Source organism: Rhodococcus sp. I2R, assembly GCF_020889545.1.
GTDB lineage: Bacteria > Actinomycetota > Actinomycetes > Mycobacteriales > Mycobacteriaceae > Rhodococcoides.
In genome coordinates, this window is the sequence record NZ_JAHUTG010000008.1 from 47,013 (window position 1) to 66,875 (window position 19,863).

General features: G+C 65.9%; 17 protein-coding genes. 11 read left to right on the forward strand and 6 right to left on the reverse strand.

What is annotated here, in order from left to right; genetic code table 11:
- Positions 1–24: 24 nt before the first annotated feature.
- From KVY23_RS10135 to KVY23_RS10150, 4 genes are read left to right on the forward strand one after another with little or no spacing between them, the layout of a single operon-like run.
- Complete coding sequence (locus tag KVY23_RS10135; RefSeq protein ID WP_308070699.1) at positions 25–1,506, forward strand: TIGR02677 family protein; 1,482 nt, start codon at positions 25–27, stop codon at positions 1,504–1,506.
- Complete coding sequence (locus KVY23_RS10140; RefSeq protein WP_230556310.1) at positions 1,503–2,891, forward strand: DUF2398 family protein; 1,389 nt, start codon at positions 1,503–1,505, stop codon at positions 2,889–2,891. The genes KVY23_RS10135 and KVY23_RS10140 overlap by 4 nt, the downstream gene beginning before the upstream one ends.
- Positions 2,888–7,057, forward strand: coding sequence for a TIGR02680 family protein (locus KVY23_RS10145; protein ID WP_230556311.1), 4,170 nt, complete (start codon positions 2,888–2,890; stop codon positions 7,055–7,057). The genes KVY23_RS10140 and KVY23_RS10145 overlap by 4 nt, the downstream gene beginning before the upstream one ends.
- A gap of 13 nt (positions 7,058–7,070) precedes the next feature.
- The gene (locus KVY23_RS10150) at positions 7,071–8,312 is read left to right on the forward strand and encodes a DUF2399 domain-containing protein (RefSeq protein ID WP_230556312.1); all 1,242 of its coding nucleotides are present in this window, start codon (positions 7,071–7,073) and stop codon (positions 8,310–8,312) included.
- A gap of 7 nt (positions 8,313–8,319) precedes the next feature.
- On the opposite strand, the gene mshC is transcribed toward KVY23_RS10150, so the two are convergent.
- The 5 genes from mshC to KVY23_RS10175 form a co-directional block, all read right to left on the reverse strand.
- On the reverse strand, positions 8,320–9,561 hold the full coding sequence (gene mshC, locus KVY23_RS10155) for a cysteine--1-D-myo-inosityl 2-amino-2-deoxy-alpha-D-glucopyranoside ligase (RefSeq protein ID WP_230556313.1): 1,242 nt from the start codon (positions 9,559–9,561) through the stop codon (positions 8,320–8,322).
- 45 nt (positions 9,562–9,606) lie between these two features.
- Positions 9,607–10,410 carry an SCO1664 family protein gene (locus KVY23_RS10160; RefSeq protein ID WP_230556420.1) on the reverse strand — a complete coding sequence of 268 codons (804 nt, stop codon included), beginning with the start codon at positions 10,408–10,410 and terminating at the stop codon, positions 9,607–9,609.
- 35 nt (positions 10,411–10,445) lie between these two features.
- A complete protein-coding gene (locus KVY23_RS10165) occupies positions 10,446–11,039 on the reverse strand; it encodes a DUF3090 domain-containing protein (protein ID WP_230556314.1) in 594 nt (197 codons plus the stop codon).
- A gap of 72 nt (positions 11,040–11,111) precedes the next feature.
- Positions 11,112–11,831 (reverse strand): histidine phosphatase family protein, encoded by a 720-nt coding sequence (locus tag KVY23_RS10170; RefSeq protein ID WP_230556315.1) that lies wholly within the window; start codon positions 11,829–11,831, stop codon positions 11,112–11,114.
- 26 nt (positions 11,832–11,857) lie between these two features.
- Positions 11,858–12,700, reverse strand: coding sequence for an undecaprenyl-diphosphate phosphatase (locus tag KVY23_RS10175; protein ID WP_230556421.1), 843 nt, complete (start codon positions 12,698–12,700; stop codon positions 11,858–11,860).
- Between the two features lie 268 nt (positions 12,701–12,968).
- Between KVY23_RS10175 and KVY23_RS10180 the strand changes: the two genes are divergently transcribed.
- From KVY23_RS10180 to KVY23_RS10195, 4 genes are all read left to right on the forward strand, one after another.
- A complete protein-coding gene (locus KVY23_RS10180) occupies positions 12,969–13,901 on the forward strand; it encodes an aldo/keto reductase (protein ID WP_230556316.1) in 933 nt (310 codons plus the stop codon).
- Positions 13,902–13,983: 82 nt separating this feature from the next.
- The gene (locus KVY23_RS10185; protein WP_374108717.1) at positions 13,984–14,952 is read left to right on the forward strand and encodes a hemin ABC transporter substrate-binding protein; all 969 of its coding nucleotides are present in this window, start codon (positions 13,984–13,986) and stop codon (positions 14,950–14,952) included.
- Complete coding sequence (locus tag KVY23_RS10190; protein ID WP_374108712.1) at positions 14,949–15,992, forward strand: FecCD family ABC transporter permease; 1,044 nt, start codon at positions 14,949–14,951, stop codon at positions 15,990–15,992. Before KVY23_RS10185 ends, KVY23_RS10190 begins: the two co-directional genes overlap by 4 nt.
- The gene (locus KVY23_RS10195; protein WP_230556317.1) at positions 15,983–16,828 is read left to right on the forward strand and encodes a heme ABC transporter ATP-binding protein; all 846 of its coding nucleotides are present in this window, start codon (positions 15,983–15,985) and stop codon (positions 16,826–16,828) included. Before KVY23_RS10190 ends, KVY23_RS10195 begins: the two co-directional genes overlap by 10 nt.
- Here KVY23_RS10195 and KVY23_RS10200 read toward each other — a convergent pair.
- Positions 16,821–17,222: a hypothetical protein gene (locus tag KVY23_RS10200; RefSeq protein WP_230556318.1), complete on the reverse strand. Its 402-nt coding sequence runs from the start codon at positions 17,220–17,222 to the stop codon at positions 16,821–16,823. The genes KVY23_RS10195 and KVY23_RS10200 overlap by 8 nt on opposite strands.
- 149 nt (positions 17,223–17,371) lie before the next feature.
- On the opposite strand from KVY23_RS10200, the gene KVY23_RS10205 reads away from it, so the two are divergent.
- The 3 genes from KVY23_RS10205 (at position 17,372) to KVY23_RS10215 (ending at position 19,812) form a co-directional block, all read left to right on the forward strand.
- A complete protein-coding gene (locus KVY23_RS10205; RefSeq protein WP_230556319.1) occupies positions 17,372–18,421 on the forward strand; it encodes a YncE family protein in 1,050 nt (349 codons plus the stop codon).
- A 76-nt stretch (positions 18,422–18,497) separates the two neighbouring features.
- Positions 18,498–18,716: a DUF5703 family protein gene (locus tag KVY23_RS10210; protein ID WP_230556424.1), complete on the forward strand. Its 219-nt coding sequence runs from the start codon at positions 18,498–18,500 to the stop codon at positions 18,714–18,716.
- Positions 18,717–18,744: 28 nt separating this feature from the next.
- A complete protein-coding gene (locus KVY23_RS10215; RefSeq protein WP_075839765.1) occupies positions 18,745–19,812 on the forward strand; it encodes a quinone-dependent dihydroorotate dehydrogenase in 1,068 nt (355 codons plus the stop codon).
- The last annotated feature ends 51 nt before the right edge of the window (positions 19,813–19,863 follow it).

Sequence of the window (19,863 nt, forward strand, 5' to 3'; positions counted from 1 at the left end):
GACCCGCAACTCGGGCCCGCGGCCGTGTTCCTGCAGGAAGATCGCCTCAAGCTGTTCGCGTTCACCGTTGCGGAAAAGCGCACCGAGTACCTGTGGGTGCTGCGAGCCTTCGACGTAGCCCGTGCCAACTACGTGGTGCTGCTGCACGCGGCGGACGTCGCGGACACCCTAGCCCGCCACGCACCTCCCGAAGGGCAGTTGAGCGCCGCCGACACCGCTCCCCTGCTCGAACAACTCCACTCGTGGGATCTCCTCGAACGCAGCTACGACGGCTCGCGGGCCGCCACCCTTGCCGAGTACCGAAATCGCCATTTCGTCTACCAGTTCAGCCAGGCCGGGTACGCGGCGTTCCGCGCGGTCGAGGACGTCCTCGGTGCACGGCTCGACGACGCCTCGCTCTCGCGCCTCGTACTCCCCGAACTTCTCGCCGACATGCACGAGCTGGCCGAGGCGAACCGTCAGGGTGACGGCGACCGGATCTTCCGCAAGCTCAGTCGGCTGGACTCCACCTTGTCGGAAATGGCGACCCGCGCCGCACATTTCTACCTGGTCCTCGGGGATCTGGTTCGGACCACGGAGATCACCCCCGAATCGTTCCTCGTTCACAAGGACGCCCTGCTCACGCACATGCGCGAGTTCAGTTCCGATCTCAGCAGGTACGCACCCAAACTCGCGGACGCAATCGCACTCGTCGAGTCGACCGGGATCACCGAGTTGATCGAGCGGGCCGCCGTCAGCGACGAACGGGTGTTCCTGAGCGTCGAGGAACGGCGTGCCGACTGGCAGGCCCGCTGGTCCGGTCTCTCGCACTGGTTCGTCGCTGCCGAGGCCGAAACGAGCGAGTCCGATCGCCTGCGCGAGGGCACGATGAGCGCGATCGCGGCCGTACTGTCGCTGCTCCGGCGTGTGACCGAGACACGCAAGGGCGGTGTGAGCCGGGAAAGCCAGCTCCGGCACCTCGCCGGGTGGTTCGCCAACACCTCGTCGGAGGACAGCGCGCACGCGCTCTTTCATGCCGTGTTCGGCTTGGGGCGTCCGCGTCACCTGTCGATGGTCCATCCCGACGCGGACATCGTGCCCTCGTCGAGAACATGGTGGGAGGCGCCGCCCGTCGAGATCTCACGGACGTTGGCCGAGACGGGACGCACCCCGACCCCGGGCATGCCCGGCCGCCTGCAACGAAACGACGGCGGAGTCCGGCGGCTCCGCGAGCAGCAACTCGAGGCACAGCGGACCCGCAGCGCCGCGGCACAATCACTGGCAGCGACCGGGGTGTACGAGCGCGTTCTGAACGAGGAAGAAACCGAGGTGCTGCTGAGCCTGCTCAACGCCGCACTGACTGCGCGCGTGCGAGTGAGCGGACGCACCGCCAGCGGAACCGGCTCCGACAGCGGTGTCCGACTGACCCTGAGCGAAAGCCCGATCTCGACGGTGGTGCAGACCATGCGCGGGCGGCTGCACCTGGATCGGCTGCAGCTCGACGTCGCGGAGGTGGTGGCGCGATGAGAGCACGCGAGATCCCCACCCTGGCACTGGATTCCTATCAGCGCGCAGCGAGAGTGGCGCTGGCCAACCACCTCGTCACGCCGTCGTACCCGGATCGGATCGCGCTCCCACTCCTGCGGCGTTGGGCGACGGAACTACGCGAGGATCTTCTCGAGCTGTTCGGCTATCGCCTCGAGGTCACCGAAACCACCGCCCGCCTGTTTCCCGTTCTCGACAGCCTGGATGCCAGCCAGCCCGCGCGCACTGCCACGGACCGTGTGTTCGACCGGCGTCGATACGCCTACCTGGCACTCTCGCTCGCTGCTCTCGGGCGAGCGGGCAATCAGATCACACTGTCCGAGCTGGCCGACCACGTCGCAGCCGAGGCCGGCCAGGTCGACGGAGTCGAGCTCGAAGCCGATCGTGCATCCGATCGCGACGCGTTCGTCGATGCAGTCGGTTGGCTCGCCGCCCGGGGGGCGATCTCCCTCGCCGACGGTGACGCCGGCGGGTGGGCCCACAATCCTGCCGCAGGTGAGGCGCTCTACGACATCGAGCGGCCCGTCGTATTGGCGCTGTTCCGGCCCCCGCGCGCCGTGCAACATCTGCGCTCGGCCGCTGGTCTGCTCGCGGGGTTCGAGGCCCCGGCCGGTGCGGACGACGAGGCACGCGGTCCGGAGGACCCGAAAGAGGTCCTGCGGCGCGTACGCCGAGCTCTCGTCGAGCATCCCGTGGTCTACTTCGACGATCTGGACCCCGATGGGCGCACTGCCCTCGCCGCGCCGCGAACCGTTGCGGAGGTCGAGCTTCTCACCGGCCTCGTCTCGGAGCGTCGCGCCGAGGGCGTCGCGTTGATCGACACCTCGGGACGACTGTCCGACATACGCTTTCCCGGTACCGGCACGATTGCGCAGGTCGCTTTGCTCCTGGCAGGAGAGATATCGGACCGCGTCGTCGATCCGGATGCGCCCGCGCTGGTCCGTCATCCGATCGGCGACGACTCCGCCCTGCTTGCACTCCTCGACGACGCCATTCCCGGCGGAGGCGTCTTCGACGACCTCGCCGAGTCCGCAGTGTCGACGACGACGGCGGCCGCGTTCGAAAGCAACCGGCGTGAACAGACGTACCCGTTCATCGAGCAGAGCTGGCTCGTGGACACCGTCGGCGCCCTGGTCGAGCGTTTCGGTCGTACGTTCGCCGCGCAGTGGCAGGCCGATCCCGACGGGTTACGTGCACGCGCGGTGGACATGCTGCATCGACTTCGCCTCGTGCACATCGTTTCCGGAGGAGTCATCGTGCTTCCGGTGATCGCGCGGTACCGCGACGTGATGGTCAGTATTCGAGATCGGGCACCCCAGGACTCCCTGTTCACCGGCGACAGCACAGAAAACGAGGCCACTGCATGACGGCACACGCCCGCCGCTTCCGTCCCACGCGAGCCGGAATCATCAACCTGTGGGACTACCGAGATCAGGAATTCTCGTTCGCCGACGGACGACTGGTACTCCGGGGACCGAACGGGTCCGGTAAGACCAAGGCGCTGGAAGTGTTGTTCCCGTTCGTCCTGGATGGGCGAATCGAACCTCGCCGGCTCAATCCGTTCGCCGGTGAGGAGCGGACGATGAAGTCCAATCTGCTCTACCGCGGTCAGGAGAGCGCGCACTCGTACGTCTGGATGGAGTTCGGTCGAGGATCACGCCACGATCCGGAGTCGGTCACCGTCGGCATCGGCATGCGCGCGAGCCGTCAGAACGACAAGGTGACACGCTGGTACTTCGTCGCCGACGGCCGTGTGGGAGTCGATTTCTCGCTTCTCGGACCCGATGACCGGCCGCTGACGAAGAAGCAACTCGCCGAGCAGCTGGGCACCGACGCCATCACGGACCGACCGGTGGACTACCGGGCCGCGATCGATGCGCGCATGTTCGGATTGGGAGCCCAACGATACGACCAGCTGATCAATCTCATCCTGACGCTGCGGCGACCGCAGCTGGCGAAAAACCTGGACCCGAAGGGGCTTTCGCAGGCGCTCACCGACGGTCTGCGCCCGCTGGACGATCAGCTCGTGCTCGAGGCGGCGCGCTCGTTCAGCGACATGGAGGAGGTCGGTCGCGCCCTGGAAGGCCTGACCCAGGCAGATCGCGCCGCCAGGAATTTTGTCGGCGTCTACTCCAAGTATTTGCGAGTGCAGGCGCGTTCGGATGTCGACCAGGTTGCGCGCAGACTCGAGGCCGTCACTCACGCAACCACGGCGCACTTCGCCGCTGCGGCGCTGAAAGAACGCAGATTGGCCGAGCGCGTGGCCGCCGAGCACCGATTCGACGAGGCCGAACGGGCACTGGACCAAGCTATCGCCGATCGTGAGACGTTGCAGCGTTCGAGCGCATACGAGGGCAAGCAACAACTCGACGATCTCGCCGAGTCCGCTGCCAAGCTCAAGGTGTCGGCCGCCCAGCAGTCCGAGCGTGCTCGCAAAGCGCAGTCGGACCTCGAACAACGTTCCACCGAGGCGGCCCGTGCGAGCGCAGCACTGCGCGACTGCGCTGCCGCATTGACCCGGGCCGAGGACGAACTCCAGATCGCAGCTGAGGACGCCGGTATCGTCTGGGCACCGGTGCCCGCCTCGGCGCGCACCGACCAGTTCAGTACGGCGCTGCGCGGTCACGCCGAGGAGCGCGACGGCGATGTTCGCGCGGTCCGCGAGGCGCTGAGCACCGTCGAGAAGGCAGCGGCAGAACGGACTCGAGCCGACACGAGCGCTGCGCGTGCACGTGGGCTGCACGAGTCCGCACGGGCGGCGGTTGCCGAGGCCGAGGCTTCGGTCGAGCTGGCACGGGCCCAGTACGCCTCAGCTCTGCGTGCCTGGTGGACGGAGAACTCGGGGCTCTACGCCACCGCTGGCATCACCGTCGCGGCATACGAGGATCTGGATGCGGCCGTTGCCCGGATCGGTGAGGACGATGCGCCCAGTCTCGATGCCGTGCTCGCCGACGCGTCCGCGGACGGGCTCGAGAATGTCCGCGCATCCCGCATGCAGGCCTCGAACACGGTGGTCGCGTTGACCGACGAGCTTTCCTCGATGCGCTCGGAGAGGGACCGCATCGGCGCCGAGCACGACGATGCACCCCCTCCGTTCGCTGCGAGGACGGCCGAGCGGGAGGGCAGAGTCGGCGCCCCCCTGTGGCGGCTGGTGCGATTCTCCGACGGCATCGACCCCGTCGATGCGGCCGGTATCGAAGCGGCTCTGCATGCGGCGAACCTTCTCGACGGCTGGATTTCGGCAGCGGATGGGCCGGATTCCGAGGAATCGGAGCAATATCTCGTACCGTTGCCGGAGGCGACGAGGCCCAGCGGTCGCACACTCGCAGACGTGCTCGAAGCCGAACCGGGAACCGAGGTCCCCGAACCGGTCATCCGCGCGGTGCTGGCCTCGATCTCGCTCGAGCACGACGAGAACGCGAGCACCTCGATCGGTCTCGACGGCCGGTTCTGGCAGGGCGTGCAGCAGGGCCGTCACCAGAAATCCGACGCCGAGTACATCGGAGCCACGGCGCGTGCCCGGCGCCGGGCCGCACGCATCGCTGAGCTGAACACCGCGATCGATTCGGCGGCAGCTGCATTGGACGCTGCCCGAAGCGAGGAACGATCCGCGAAGGAACTGCTGCGCGGCCTCACCGTTGCCGCCAAGGCGCTGCCGAAGGTATCCGGGATCGTGCGGGCGCAGAAGTCGGTGACCGAGGCTGCCGGTGCCCTCCGCACGTCGGCAGCAGCGGCGACGGCCGCCGACCTCGAGCTCGATCAGTCGATCGCCGATCTCTCTGCGAAGGAGAAACGGCTGCGTAGCACGGCAGTTGCACACCGCACTCCGCACACTGCGCGGGACATCGACTCCCTGGCCGCGGCCATTCGGCATTTCGGAAATCAGGGTGAGCTGGTATTGCGTCGGCGCGGCGAACACGTCAGAGAGAGCGAGCGGGCCCGGGAGGCCGACAATCGCCTCGAGGAGGCCACAGGCCTGGCGGAGGAACTCGCCGAGGAAGCTGCCATCGCCGAGGAGAACCATCTGCAGCAGGTTCAGCGGTTGGACATCCTGACCGAGAAACTCGGTTCCACCGCCGATCAGATCAGCGTGGATCTGGAACGGGCACGCGAGAAGATCGAGGCCTGCAAGGTAGAACAACGTGCTGCGCGAAAGACCGACAAGGAGGCCGGTGAGGCTATCGGAAAAGCTGAGGGAGGCTGCAACACGGCCCAGGAGGCGCTGCGGGCCGCGCTGACCGAAACCCTCGACGACGCCGGCCGACTTGCGCCCTACGCCCGCAAGGACTTGCTCGGGATCCTCGGAGTGACAGAGGCCTACGCGTGGCCGTCGAGCGAGTCCGCCTGGCTCACCGTCGACCAAATCCTCTACGGCATCGCGCACGCATCCTCACCCGATTCCGAGATCGCAGTGCTGCCGCAGGTGGTGCACCGGCTGCATGCCGCGCTCGATACCGCAACCGAAACGGTGAAGGCAAGCGATTCCTACCGCAAGAGCACCCGGACCGCTCTGACAGGTGCTTTGCAGGAGTTCGACGCCCAACTCGCGTCCTCGGGTCAGGACTACCGCCTGCACTGGGATTCCCCCGACGGGCTGACCGTCGTGCGCGTCCAGGACGAACAGGGCTATTCCTCCGTCGGTGAGTTCGCCGACCGGATCGAGAACGCACGGTCCAACCAGGAGACCCTGCTGACCGAGCACGAGCGTCGAATCCTCGAAGATGCCCTGTTGACCGGCCTGGCCCAGCAGATCCACGAACGGACCGTCGACGCTCGCGAGCTGATCGCGCAAATGGCGGCCGAGATGAAGCAGCGAAGAATGTCCTCGGGCAACACCATCGGGGTGCACTGGGTGCTCGCGGACAACCTCGACGAGGGTGCACGTGCGGTATCGAAGCTGCTGGACAGGGACGCCTCGGCGCTGGGGGCCGACGACTTGGCTGCGATGCGCGCACATTTCGCCTCGGAGATCCGCATCGCACGCGCGGCCCATCCCGAACGCTCGTACCCCGAGATTCTCGCGACCACGCTCGACTACCGTCGTTGGCGGGTGTTCTCCTTCACCCTGATTCGCGGTGACGGCACCGAGGACCGGCTCACCGTGGCGCGGCACAGCGCGCTCTCCGGCGGCGAGCAATCCGTCTCGCTGCACCTGCCATTGTTCGCCGCCGCCCACGTGATGCTCTCCTCCGCGGACCCGCACGCGCCCCGCCTTCTCGCGCTCGACGAAGCATTTGCGGGTGTCGACGACAACGGTCGAGGCGAACTGTTGGGGTTGAGCGTGCAGTTCGACCTCGACTTGTTCATGACCGGGTACGACCTGTGGATCACCTACACCGACGTGCCGGGGTGCGCGCACTACGATCTCGCGCATTCCACGGCCGAGAACACCGTCAGCGCGGCTCTGCTCGTATGGGAGAACGGTGAGTTGTTCGCCGAGCACGACGGCACGGATCTTGCGGCAGCGCTGGGTTCACCGTTGACCAGACGAATTCCGACACATGCGGAGGGTGGGCTGGAATTTGTCGGATGACCGAGAATCCGAAGTGCCGGCCGGCTCCGACCGGCGGGGAAGTATCGATTGGCGGGGCAGTCCCGAGCTCGAGGTGCTGCTGAGTGCGGCTCGCAAATCCTTGGAGTCGAACTGGTTGACAGCGGACGGCAAGATCTCCGTCCAGTTGTCGCGGGCTCCCGAACTATGGCGTCTGCTCAGCGCGATAAACAAGTCGACCACCAAACTTCACAGCCGTGCGCAGACGAGTCGCCTGGACCTGGGGGAACTTGACCGCTGGCTTGCGCACCCCGCCAATGGTGGTCTCGGACTGGTCGAGACTCTGTCCGCCCAGGCCCCGCTCGTCGACAAGAAGCGCATCGCAGCGCAGAAGGCCGAGGTCAAGGCCGCGGCGCTCGCCGACGCGCGCGGGATTCTCGACACCGCATCGAACGAGGACTGGGCCGACCGCTGGTTGTCCTCGCTTCTCAATCAGGACGGAACTCTCGGCGGCCGCGTCGCGGTCGACGCTCTTCGAGTGGCAGCTCGTGTTCTCGCGCAACTGCCCGTCGACGGACTCTCGCTCACCGAGCTCGCAGAATTGGCCTGCGGCGATACCAAGGCACTGTCCTCGGGGGGTGCACCGAAGTTGGTGCTCGACGCGCTCTCTCTTCGCGAAGGCGTCCCCCTCCCCGTCGATCCGGTCGGGATCCGCCTGCTCTGGGAAACCGCCGGAGTGTCGGTGGACGCACTGTCGAGCCGAGTGGTCGTGTTGAACTACCGCGTCCGCGAGAACCATGTGATCGGGCGCTGGCTCGATGACGCCGCCCAGCTGGGCATCCCGTTCACGCTCACCCTCGACATGATCGCGCGGGGCCCGCTGACCAATCTCGGCGATCGAGTCTTCGTCTGCGAGAACGTAGCGGTGGTGGCGGCGGCGGCACGGACCCTCGGCCCCGAGTGCGCTCCCCTGGTGTGCACCGACGGGCAACCGTCCGCCGCCGTGCACAAGCTGCTCGCCGGGCTGGCGCCGGAAACAGTGCTGCACTGGCGAAACGACTTCGACTGGCCCGGTCTGAACATGACCTCCCGTGCGGTCTCTCGCTACGGCGCGCAACCGTGGCGGATGGACAGCGACTCGTACTCGCGGGCCCTCGACGTACGTAATTCCGAGCCGCTCAAAGGCAAACCGACCGCGAGCGCATGGGATCCTGCGCTCGCGGCCGCGATGCGCGAGTCGTCGAAGGCCGTCATGGAAGAACGGCTCGTTTCCGACCTGCTGGCCGACCTACGCTGAAGAGCTGTCAGCGCAGCGGTATTCCCAGCAGGGCGTCGACGGCGTCGGCGAATGCACCCGGCGCAGAGACGTCCGAGCCGCCTCGTTCGACCGCGAAGCTCGCCCACGCATCGAGCGCGTCGAGCGCCTTCGCGGTGTCCAGGTCGTCGGCGAGATGCTGCCGCAGACGCATGACGACATCGTCGGCGCTGACCGCGGATTCGAGCGCCGCAGCGTCACGCCAGAGCTTCAGGCGAGTGTGGGCCCGGCCGAGAACTTCGTCGGTCCACGCCCGGTCCTGGCGGTAGTGGCCGGCGATCAGACCGAGCCGAACGGCCGCCGGATCGACGCCCTCGGCGCGCAACGTGGAGACGAACACGAGGTTCCCCCGACTCTTGGACATCTTTTCACCGTCCAGACCGATCATGCCGGTGTGCACGTAGTGGCGTGCGAAACGTCCTCCACCGGAGACAGCTTCGGCGTGCGCGGCCGAGAATTCGTGATGGGGAAAGATCAGATCGCTGCCGCCACCCTGGATGTCGAATCCGGTTCCGATGCGGTTGAGCGCGATCGCCGCACACTCGACGTGCCAGCCAGGACGCCCTGGACCGAACGGCGACGGCCACGAGGGCTCGCCGGTCCGTTCGGCGCGCCAGAGAAGCGCGTCCAGCGGATCCCTCTTTCCGACCCGGTCGGGGTCTCCCCCACGCTCGGCGAAGTACTTGTCCATCGTCGCGCGGTCGTACCCTGATTCGTAGCCGAACTCCGGATTGGCATCGGCTCGGAAGTAGATATCCGGGAACTCGGCGTCATCCACGGTGTATGCGGCCCCCGAGGCCACGAGCTTGTCCACCAACTCGATCACCTCGCCGATCGATTCGATGGCGCCGATGTAGTCGCGCGGCGGAAGTACCCGGAGAGCTTCCATGTCCTCGCGGAACAGTGCTATCTCGCGGGTGCCCAGGTCCATCCAGTTCTCACCGTCGCGGTCCGCGCGTTCGAAGAGCGGGTCGTCGACATCGGTGACGTTCTGCACGTAGTGCACCTCGTGCCCAGCGTCGCGCCAGAGACGGTTCACCAGGTCGAAAGTCAGATAGGTGGCAGCGTGACCGAGATGGGTGGCGTCGTAGGGGGTGATGCCGCAGACGTACATCTTCGCCTCGGCGCCCGGTGTGACAGGCCGCACCTGTCGATCAGCGGTGTCGTACAACCGAAGCGGGGGTCCCTGGCCTGGAATGGACGGTACGGCTGTCTCGGACCAAGAATGCATGCAGACGAGCCTATCCGAGGGGATTCGCAGCGAAGCAGGGAGACTTCAGAACGCAGGCCACGGTATCGGCCGGCTCGATCGAGGCTCGGGCATCACCGGCATCGCGATCAACGCACAGGCTCGGCCGAGCAGCGCTTCGATCTCCTGCTCGGTGATGTGGCCTCTCAATCGAGGCTCGACGTCGGCGGCGAACGAGTCCACGAAGGACACGATGTCGGCCATCAACGCATCATCGACGGTTGTTCCGGCCCAACCCCACAGCACGGTGCGCAGCTTGTCTTCACTATGTAGGCAGATGCCGTGATCGACTCCGTAGACGTACCCGTCGAGCCCTTCCAGTGCGTGTCCGCCCTTGCGGTCCGCATTGTTGAGGATGACGTCGAGAACCGCCATGCGCGAGAGCCTGGGGTCATCCGCGTGCACCAGCGCGACTTCTTCCCCGTCGCCGTCGTACGCCCGTAGAATCGGAATCCAGCCCGACGGGATCCTGTCGGGCTGGCAAATGTCGATCAGACCCACTCGGTCGCCGTGTTCGCCATGTCGTTCCGGAGTGTCTATCCAGCGTTGCACCATGCCAGGTCCGAGCGGACCGTCACGCAGGACTGTCGTCGGAACCACGCCCCATCCCAGGGCGTCGGAGATCTCATACGACGCGACTTCCCGTCCGGCCAGTGTCCCCTCCGGAAAGTCCCACAGCGGAACTTCGCCTCGAACCGGCTTGTAGACACACCGCACCGGAGCAGGCGCCGTCTCGGCGTCGGATGCACTGGGGGTGGTCGCATCGCACACGAGTGTCGTATTGCTCGCGGACACGATGCGTCCGACCACGATGAGTTCACCGGTTTCCATGATGTGACGCCCCTCGAACGGGGGGCGGCCATCGGTCAAAGCTCTTCTCCGAGTTCGGCCGCCGAACCGAAAGTTGCATCGCGCCGGTACCCGTTGGTCCTGATGCAGATATGCCCTTCCTGTGCCAGGGGCTGTCCGCAGAGCGGGCATGGTGCACGTCCGGCTGCGATGACCCGTTCGGATCGCAGCGCGAACTCGCGGGCCTGGATCGGCGTGAGAAAGACGCGCACCGCGTCCGGTCCCTCCTCCGTATCGTCGAGTACCACCGATTCGTCGATCTCCGTCTCGGTGATCGCGAGCAGTTCGACCACGACAGCGTTTGCGTCCGCGTCCCAACCCAGTCCCATCGTGCCGACTCTGAACTCGGTGTCGATGGGCGTCAGCAAAGGACTGGTGTCGCCGACCTGTGTCTCCTCCGGCGGCACTTCGGCCCCAAAACGGCGATGCACCTCTTCTAGCAGCAGTCCCATTCGGTCGGCGAGAACCTGCACCTGCTGCTTCTCGAGCGCTACCGATACCACCCGGGCGTCGTGCACGGCCTGGAGGAAGAACGATCGGTCGCCGGGTTGACCCACGGTCCCCGCAACAAATCGATCAGGGGTGCGGAAAACATGTATTGCGCGCGGCATTGCACCTCCTGCGTCTCGTATCGAAGAACCCCTCGTTCGGGTCCCTGTTCGCCATTATCCGCTATCTCGGCGCTACGTTCCGGAACCGCCGCCGGGAACTGCGTCGGAATTCGATGGAGCGGCCCCGTCCCGCTCGGCATTGCCGTCCGTGGCCGCCGCCGGGGCCGGTGCCAGGCTGGAGAGATCGGAGCCAGTGTCGTTCGTGCGTAGCACGAAAGACCGCGTGGCGGTGTACCTGATCACGCTGATCGATGCGGGGTCGGCGACGATGCGCTGGAATGCATCGAGGTGGCAGCCGACGGCATCGGCGACGATCGACTTGATCACATCGCCGTGCGAACACGCCACCCACAACACGTCCCGGCCGTACTCCTCGGCGAGTCGTGCGTCGTGCTCACGGACAGCCGTGACAGCACGGACCTGCATGTGAGCCAGAGCCTCGCCGCCGGGAAACACGGCCGCAGACGGATGTTGCTGAACGACCTTCCACAACGGCTCGGAGAGCAGTTCCTTGATGGTGCGGCCCGTCCATGATCCATAGTCGACTTCCGCCAGCCGATCGTCCACCACCGGGGCAAGCCCCCTGCGTTCGGAGAGGGGCCGGACGGTCTGCTCGCATCGCTGCAACGGCGAACGCACGATTTCCTCGATCGGGAGTGCCCCCAACCGTTCGGTGACCAGCGCCACCTGCTCGCGTCCCCGCTCGTCCAGATCGACGCCCGGTGACCGTCCTGCGAGCGTCCCAGCCGTGTTGGAGGTCGAGCGGCCGTGCCGCAACAGGATCACCGTCATGACACCAGCCTACGGTCGCAGCGCGGTCAGGTCGCAGACACGACTCCGGTCGCGAGCAGTGCCATCACTGCAGCTCCGAGTGCAATCCGGTAGCCGACGAACCAGTACATCGAGTGATTGACCACGAACTTCAGGAGCCAGGCGATCGATGCGTATCCCAGGGCGAAGGCAACCAAGGTGGCCACGAGCAGCTGCGGACCGGATGCGTTGAGTCCTTCGCCGGCGGGCGCGAACGCGTCGGGAAGCGAGAACAGCCCCGAGGCCGTCACCGCTGGAATTGCCAGCAGAAACGAGAATCGGACAGCCGCTTCTCGATCGAGACCCATGAACAGCCCGGCGCTCGTGGTGGCGCCGGATCGGGATACACCCGGGATCAACGCCAGACACTGCGAGAACCCCATGACGATTCCGTCTCGAGTGGTGATTTTCTCGATCGGCCGACGCTTGGTGCCGACGTATTCAGCGAGAGCGATGACGATCGCGAACACGATCAGCATGGTGGCGATCAGCCACAGATTGCGAGCCCCTGTTCGAATCTGATCCTTGAACAGGAACCCGAGCACACCGATCGGAATGGTGGCAATAATCACATACCACCCGAGCCGATAATCGAGGTTTCGTTCGGACGCGTGGCGCATACCCACGAACCAGGCACGCACGATGCGAACGATGTCACGCCAGAAGAACAGCAGCACCGCAGCCTCGGTTCCGAGTTGGCTCACCGCGGTGAAGGACGCACCGGCATCGGCACCGAAGAAGACCTCGGAGACGATTCGGAGATGGCCCGAGGAGGAAATCGGCAGGAATTCGGTCAGTCCCTGCACTGCTCCCAGCACTATGGCCTGCACCCAGGTCATGGATTCGCCGATCACCGCCCGACCGCTCCCACGAGTGCGGTGGCCGTCTCGGTGCCCGCCCAAGTGCGGGTTGCCCTCCCGTAGCGATGGATGCGGCGCACGCCGTCAACTGAATTCACGGCCATGACCGTACTCGGAAGATGCAGTGTGCACCGCACGAGAGTCGGACTTCGGAGCTGCGGTGAACGGCGCGGCAGGCTCGCACGTTGCCGATCGGCACACTACTGTGCTCACCTGGCGCCTTCGCGTCCGACGACCGTAGAGGAAAGTTTTCACAACGATGAAGCAGAGATCTGTCGGCTCGAGCGGCCTGCGTGTGTCCAGACTCGGCCTCGGGACGCTGGGGTGGGGCAGCGGCACCGACGGAGACGACGCTGCCGCGCAGCTCGCGGCCTTCGCCGAAGCCGGTGGAACCCTGATCGACACGTCGCCGGCCTACGGCGAGGGTCGCGCGCAACGGGTGCTCGCCGAGGTGCTCGACGATGTCGTTCCGCGCCGCGAACTGATCGTCAGCAGCGCCGCCGGAATCTCGATTCGCGGCGGTCGCTCACGGATCGACTGTTCACGACGCGCCCTGCTCGATCAGCTCGACGCAACGCTCGCCGAGCTCGGCACCGACCACCTCGACCTGTGGCAGATCGCTGCCTGGGATCCGCACACTCCGGTCGACGAGGTTGCCTCGACGCTCGACTATGCCGTCACCAGCGGCAAGGCCCGCTACGTCGGTGCGCGCGGATACCTGGGATGGCAGCTCGCTACCGCCTCCGGTGCCGCCGGAGCGGGTCGCATCATCGCGACGCAGGCGGAATACTCGCTGCTCGCGCGCGGCATCGAGGACGAACTATTGCCTGCAGCCGACCACCACGGTGTGGGGGTGCTGGCTGCCGTGCCGCTGGCAGGCGGTGTTCTGACGGGCAAGTATCGGAAGGGCACCCCGGCGGACTCCCGTGGGGCCGACGACGCGCATGCGGAGTGGATCCGGGGATATTTGACCGACACCGCCGAAAACGTGGTCGATGCAGCAGCCACCGCGGCCAGCGGATTGAAGACCTCGCCCTTGGCGGTTGCGCTGGCCTGGGCGCGCGACCGACCCGGTGTCAGCTCGGCCATCGTCGGCGCGCGTGACCTCGCTCAACTCACTGGAATTCTGGTATCCGAGGAGCTGGAGCTTCCGTCGGCGATAGCGTCGGCTCTCGACGACGTCAGCAGCTAACCCTGCACAGGCTAACCTTGTCTGCGTGAACGTGAAGACGGCTTTCCCTCGTGTGGCGACGGTCACGATCACCGCGACGACACTGTGCTTGCTCGTCGCATGCGCCGGACCGGAGCCCGCACTGTCCTCCCAGACGGTCGGACCGCGGACCGCAGTGCTCAGAGACCCTGATCCCGAACCCATCACCTCGTCCCCCGCGGCCCAACTCCCCGTTACCGTGCGCAGCTTCGACGGCACCGATGTCACCGTCACCGACACCAGCCGTATCGTTGCGGCCGATCAGTACGGGACGCTGACGACCACGGTCTACGCACTGGGACTCGGAGACAATCTGGTCGGTCGGGACAGCTCAGCGGAGTTCCCGGCGGTCGCCGATGTCGTCGACGTGACGCCGGGTGGGCATTCGATGAGCGCGGAGGGCATCCTTGCGCTCGATCCAACCGTTGTTCTCACGGACACCAGCATCGGTCCCCGAGCCGTGCAGGAGCAATTGCGTGCCGCGGGAATCCCCGTGGTGTATTTCGATCCTTCGCGCACGCTGGATGGGGTATCGGCCCAGATCCAAGCCGTCGCCGACGCACTCGGAGTATCCGCGGAGGGCGAATCTCTCGCTGCCAGGACCGCAGAGGAGATCGCGCGGGCGCGTGAACTGGCACCCAGGGGCGAAAACCCAGTGAAAATCGCCTTTCTGTACATGCGCGGTCCAGCGATCAAGATGCTGGCAGGCCCCGGCTCGGGAGCCGACGAACTCGTCGAAGCCCTCGGTGCCGAGGACGCCGGCACGGCCGCCGGTCTCACGGCGCAGTTCGTTCCAGTCACCAGCGAGGCCCTCATCGCTGCCGGCCCCGATGTGATTCTCATGATGACCGGAGGCCTCGACTCCATCGGCGGTGTCGAAGGGCTCGAGCAGATCCCCGGCATTGCCCAGACACCAGCGGGTCGGTCTCAGCGAATCGTCGACATGGCCGACGGGGTGATACTGAGCTTCGGACCCAATACGGGCAAAGTGTTGGATGCCCTGGCCAGAGCCGTTTACGAACCGGCGACGTGAGTCGACACCGGGCACGGACGACGCTGGTATTCGGTGCTCTCGTCCTACTGTGTTTCGCGCTGGCCGTGTTCTCTGCATGCATCGGACAGGTTCCGACGACGCCTGCCGAGGTGCTGGGCAGTGTTTTTCACCGACTCGGACTGAACATCGGTCCGATGCCTGCCCATCCCAGCGGGGACGTGACTCTGTGGCAGGTCCGTTTCCCGAGAGTCGTGCTCGGCGCGGTCGTCGGAGCAAGTCTCGGCTGCGCTGGAGCGCTCTTGCAGGGCGTGTTTGCGAACCCGTTGGCCGAGCCCGGAGTCATCGGAGTCTCCTCCGGTGCGGCAGTGGGAGCCTCGTCGGTGTTCGTGCTGGGAAGCGCGTTCTCCGGCGTGTGGACGGTAGCGGCAGCAGCATTCGCCGGCGGGCTCGTGACGACGATTCTCGTGTACTCCCTCGCACGCGGTGGGGGCCGCACCGAGGTGGTCACACTGATCCTCACCGGCGTCGCGATCAACGCATTCGCTGGTGGACTCATCGCGTTCTTCACCTTCGTCGCCTCGCCCGCCGCACGCGAACAGATCGTGTTCTGGCAACTCGGCTCGCTGGCCGGTGCCACCTGGCAAGCAGTGGCCGTGGTCGCCCCGCTCGCCGCCGTGGGCATCGGCGCGTCGATCGCCATCTCTCACCGACTCGATCTGCTCGCACTCGGCGAGAGCGTGGCCCGCCATCTCGGAGTGAATGTGGAACGACTTCGACAGTTCGCCATCGTCGTCGTTGCCGTGCTCGTGGCATCGGGTGTCGCGTTCACCGGCATCATCTTGTTCGTCGGTCTGGTAGTCCCTCATCTGATGCGCATGATCCTCGGGCCGGCTCATCGCATTCTGGTGCCCGCCAGTGCGCTCTGTGGGGCCGCCGTCCTGCTCGCCGCCGACCTGCTCGCCCGTACCCTTGTCGACAACGTCGACATGCCACTCGGCATGATCACGTCACTGATCGGCGCGCCGTTCTTCTTCTGGATGTTGCGGCGCACCCGCGCACAGCAAGGTGGATGGGCATGAACCTGTTCACCCGCTACCCCGACGAGATCGCGTCGGTCACCCCCGGTTTCGTGACGATGCAGGCGCGCAGTGTCGGCGCGGAACGATCCGGACGTGCTGTTCTCGATTCCGTCGACCTGACCGTCGTCGCCGGTGAAGTGCTCGCGCTCGTGGGCCCCAACGGCGCAGGAAAGTCGACTCTGCTCGCGGTACTGGCCGGTGAACTCGCACCCAGCTCGGGCAGCGTCGAGATTCACGGTTACCAAGTGCGGACGTGGTCGGATCTTCGACTCGCGAGGCGTCGCGCCGTCCTGCCGCAGCAACACACCGTCGGATTCTCGTTCACGGCCGAGCAAGTCGTCCGAATGGGCCGGTCACCGTGGCAACGGACGCCGCAAGCGGTGGACGACGACGCTGCAGTGGTGCGCGCGATGGCCGACTGCGATGTGGAACGGTTCGCGGACCGACCCTTCGCTGCACTCTCCGGCGGTGAACGTGCCCGGGTGTCACTGGCGCGGGTACTGGCCCAGCGAACATCGACCATCCTTCTCGACGAACCGACCGCGGCGCTCGATCTCGGACATCAGGAAACAGTGATGGCTGTGGCACGCACGCGGGCGGCGAACGCCGATGCCGTCGTCGTGGTCTTGCACGATCTGGCACTCGCGGCGGCGTACGCGGACCGGATTGCGGTTCTGCACAACGGGCGGATCGACGCGGTCGGAACGCCGCGAGAAGTCTTCGATGCACGGCGCCTGACACGTGTCTACGGCTATCCCGTAGAGGTGTTCGACCACCCGGTCACTGGTGAGCTTCTCGTGCTTCCTGTGCGCACCCGGCCTGCGAGGACTAGATGATCTTGATGAGCGAATCCACGCGATCGAGCAGGGTTCGCACGGCCGACGAGTCTCGCGAGCCGGTGCCGAGTTCCTCGGCGGTGCCGACGGCGTCGCGAACCGCCGCGACGATGCTGCGTTCGTCGGTCAGATCGATCTCCGTCACCGACTGCTCCGACACAGCGGTGACATCGGAACTGTCCGGCATCGCAGTGTTCAGATCAGCGCGATACAGCTCCAGGTACAGAGTGCTCTTACGGACGCGAAACGAGAAAGGGCGACAATCGTCGGTGGACCCGAACCCGCTCGCGTGCGGCCCGGTGGTGATCTGCTCGACGGTGAATCGTGCATCCTTGGACGGTCGTCCAGGTCTGAACCCGGCCTCGACGCCGCTCGTAATCTCCTCGGTATCCAACTGGACTCCTCGTGTTTCCCCGTATGACACGGTACGCCGCCAGTGCACCCCGACCGTTTCGGTGGTCCGGGAGTGTCGCCCGGGACCCGATCAGGCAGTCTGAACCGACGACCCATTCTCGTACCGAGCGCACCATTGGAGCTGGATTGATGGAAGACAGACCCACGTCACGGCGAATGCTCGTCGTGGTTGCATCCGTATCGGCGTGTCTGTTGGCTGTCGGGTGTTCCGGCGACAACGGTGCGGACGGATTCGATCCTGCCAGCCTGCAACCGCTCGACGGCATCGATTCGCCCGAGATTTCCGCTCCCCCGAGCGGTTCGATCACTTCGTCCCCCTCCGGTCTGCATTCCACCACATTCGACGCCTCGACGCGCAGTGTCGTTGCGCTGACGGACGATTCGAGGTCGCTGCAAGTGTTCGACGCCGACCTGGCCGACGCGGCGCCGAGAGTGATCACGCTGCCCGCGGCGGCATCCGACATCGTGACCGTCGGCGACGGCTCTGTTCTGTTGCCGATGCAGGACCAACTCGCGCGGGTGGATCTCCGCAGCTCGAGCGCCGATATCGGGGACGACTCCATCGACATTCTGAGTGTCGACGGAAATCTGCTCAGCGCCGCGATGCTGAACGACGGGCGCATCGCTGCCGGGGACGATCGTGGTTCGATTCACATGATCGACCCGGCCACGAACGAGTCACAGGTTGTCGACGGCTTGACGTCCGTGGACGCCTTGGCCGTGACCGAATTCGGAATGGCGGCACTGGACCGACGACAGACTTCGCTGACCCAGGTCGACATCGAAGCCGAGTCACTCTCGATCGCCCTGCGCGCCGGTACCGGCGCGGCGAAACTCGACACCGACAACTTCGGGCGCATTCTGGTCACCGACGCCGCAGGGAGCGAGCTTCTCGTATTCTCGTCCGACGACCTTCTGCTCCGACAGCGTTTCCCAGTCGGCGCACAGCCGTGGGCGGTCACCTACGATGACGTCACGAACGTGGTCTGGGTGAGCACCCCGGGAGACAACCAGGTGGTCGGATACACGTTGGACACGGGAATTCCTGTCGAAGTGGGCAGGTTCGCCACGGTGAGGCAGCCGGATTCCATCGCCGTGGACAGTGATACGGGCACATTGTTCGTCGGGTCGGCGTCGGGAAGCGGACTGCAACGCATCTCGGTCGAGGGCGTGGTCTGAGCCTTCTCGTCCCCGACCACGCGAGCGAAAAGGGGCAGCAGCCACGGTGTCGAAGAACAAGAGCGTGCGCAGCCGTATGCCGACGGAATGGGAGTCGGCTTCGGACGACTGGGAGTACGTCCCGCTGAAGTTGCCACCCGACGTGACCCGGGTGACCGCATCGATGCGGCTCGCCATCCAGGCCGAGTTCGGCGGCTGGGAGCTCTCCCGTGTGCGCCTGTACACCGATGGCAGCCGCAAGGTCCTTCTCAAACGCAAAAAGACCGCGCATCATGTCCCGGATCCGGGCCTCTGAAGAAGAAAGTAGGACTGTGGGTCAAACCGTGTATCGCGCTGTTCTCCGATTGATGTTTCTGCTCCCGCCCGAACGCGTTCACCATCTCGCGTTCTCGGCAATGCGAGCAGCTACCTCACTCGGCCCGTTGCGCTCACTCGTTGCGAGAATCCTGGCGGTCAAAGACCCGGTACTGAGAAACACCGTGTTCGGAGTCGATTTTCCCGCGCCCCTCGGGCTCGCCGCTGGCTTCGACAAGAACGCCGACGGTGTCGATGTCTGGGGGCCCATGGGTTTCGGATTCGCCGAGATCGGCACTGTGACGGCTCAGGCGCAACCGGGGAATCCCGCTCCCAGACTGTTTCGGTTGCCCGCCGACCGGGCTCTGGTGAACCGCATGGGCTTCAACAATCACGGCGCAGGGAGTGCAGCGAACACTCTGCGCACTCGGCGCGGCGGAATCCCGATCGGCGCCAACATCGGCAAGACCAAGGTGACGCCTGCGGCGCAGGCCGCGGACGACTACACCGTCAGCGCTACTTTGCTGGGTCCTCTCGCGGACTTCCTCGTCGTCAACGTCAGCTCACCGAACACCCCTGGTCTACGTGACCTGCAAGCGGTCGAATCGCTGCGGCCGATTCTCATCGCCGTACAGCAGGTAGCGACCGTGCCCGTTCTGGTCAAGATCGCACCCGATCTTTCCGAGGACGACATCGACGCGGTCGCAGATCTCGCGGTCGAACTCGGGCTCGACGGCATCGTCGCCACCAACACCACGATCGGTCGAACCGGCCTCCACACCGACGCCGACACCATCGAGAGCATCGGCGCGGGTGGACTGTCGGGCGCACCGCTCGCCGACCGGTCACTGGCGGTTCTGCGCAGACTCTACGGCCGGGTCGGTTCGCAGATCGCAATCGTCTCGGTCGGCGGAATCGAGACTGCGGATCAGGCCTGGGAACGCATTCTGAGTGGCGCATCGCTGGTCCAGGGGTACACAGGATTCATCTACGGCGGGCCATTCTGGATGCGGTCCATCAATCGAGGCATCGCAGCACGGGTTCGGGCCGCGGGCTTCGCATCGGTCGGCGAGGCAGTGGGCGCGGGAGTGCGCTGACCGGCGAACCCGCACCGGCAGCGATATCCAGGCCATCGCCGCCGGTCGAAG

Excerpts from the sequence above, each read along its gene's own strand:
- KVY23_RS10140 (WP_230556310.1), top strand. The coding sequence starts at position 1,503 with ATGAGAGCACGCGAGATCCCCACCCTGGCACTGGATTCCTATCAGCGC.
- KVY23_RS10160 (WP_230556420.1), bottom strand. The coding sequence starts at position 10,410 with ATGGAAACCGGTGAACTCATCGTGGTCGGACGCATCGTGTCCGCGAGC.
- mshC (WP_230556313.1), bottom strand. The coding sequence starts at position 9,561 with ATGCATTCTTGGTCCGAGACAGCCGTACCGTCCATTCCAGGCCAGGGA.
- KVY23_RS10210 (WP_230556424.1), top strand. The coding sequence starts at position 18,498 with ATGCCGACGGAATGGGAGTCGGCTTCGGACGACTGGGAGTACGTCCCG.
- KVY23_RS10180 (WP_230556316.1), top strand. The coding sequence starts at position 12,969 with ATGAAGCAGAGATCTGTCGGCTCGAGCGGCCTGCGTGTGTCCAGACTC.
- KVY23_RS10205 (WP_230556319.1), top strand. The coding sequence starts at position 17,372 with ATGGAAGACAGACCCACGTCACGGCGAATGCTCGTCGTGGTTGCATCC.
- KVY23_RS10170 (WP_230556315.1), bottom strand. The coding sequence starts at position 11,831 with ATGACGGTGATCCTGTTGCGGCACGGCCGCTCGACCTCCAACACGGCT.
- KVY23_RS10195 (WP_230556317.1), top strand. The coding sequence starts at position 15,983 with ATGGGCATGAACCTGTTCACCCGCTACCCCGACGAGATCGCGTCGGTC.
- KVY23_RS10165 (WP_230556314.1), bottom strand. The coding sequence starts at position 11,039 with ATGCCGCGCGCAATACATGTTTTCCGCACCCCTGATCGATTTGTTGCG.
- KVY23_RS10145 (WP_230556311.1), top strand. The coding sequence starts at position 2,888 with ATGACGGCACACGCCCGCCGCTTCCGTCCCACGCGAGCCGGAATCATC.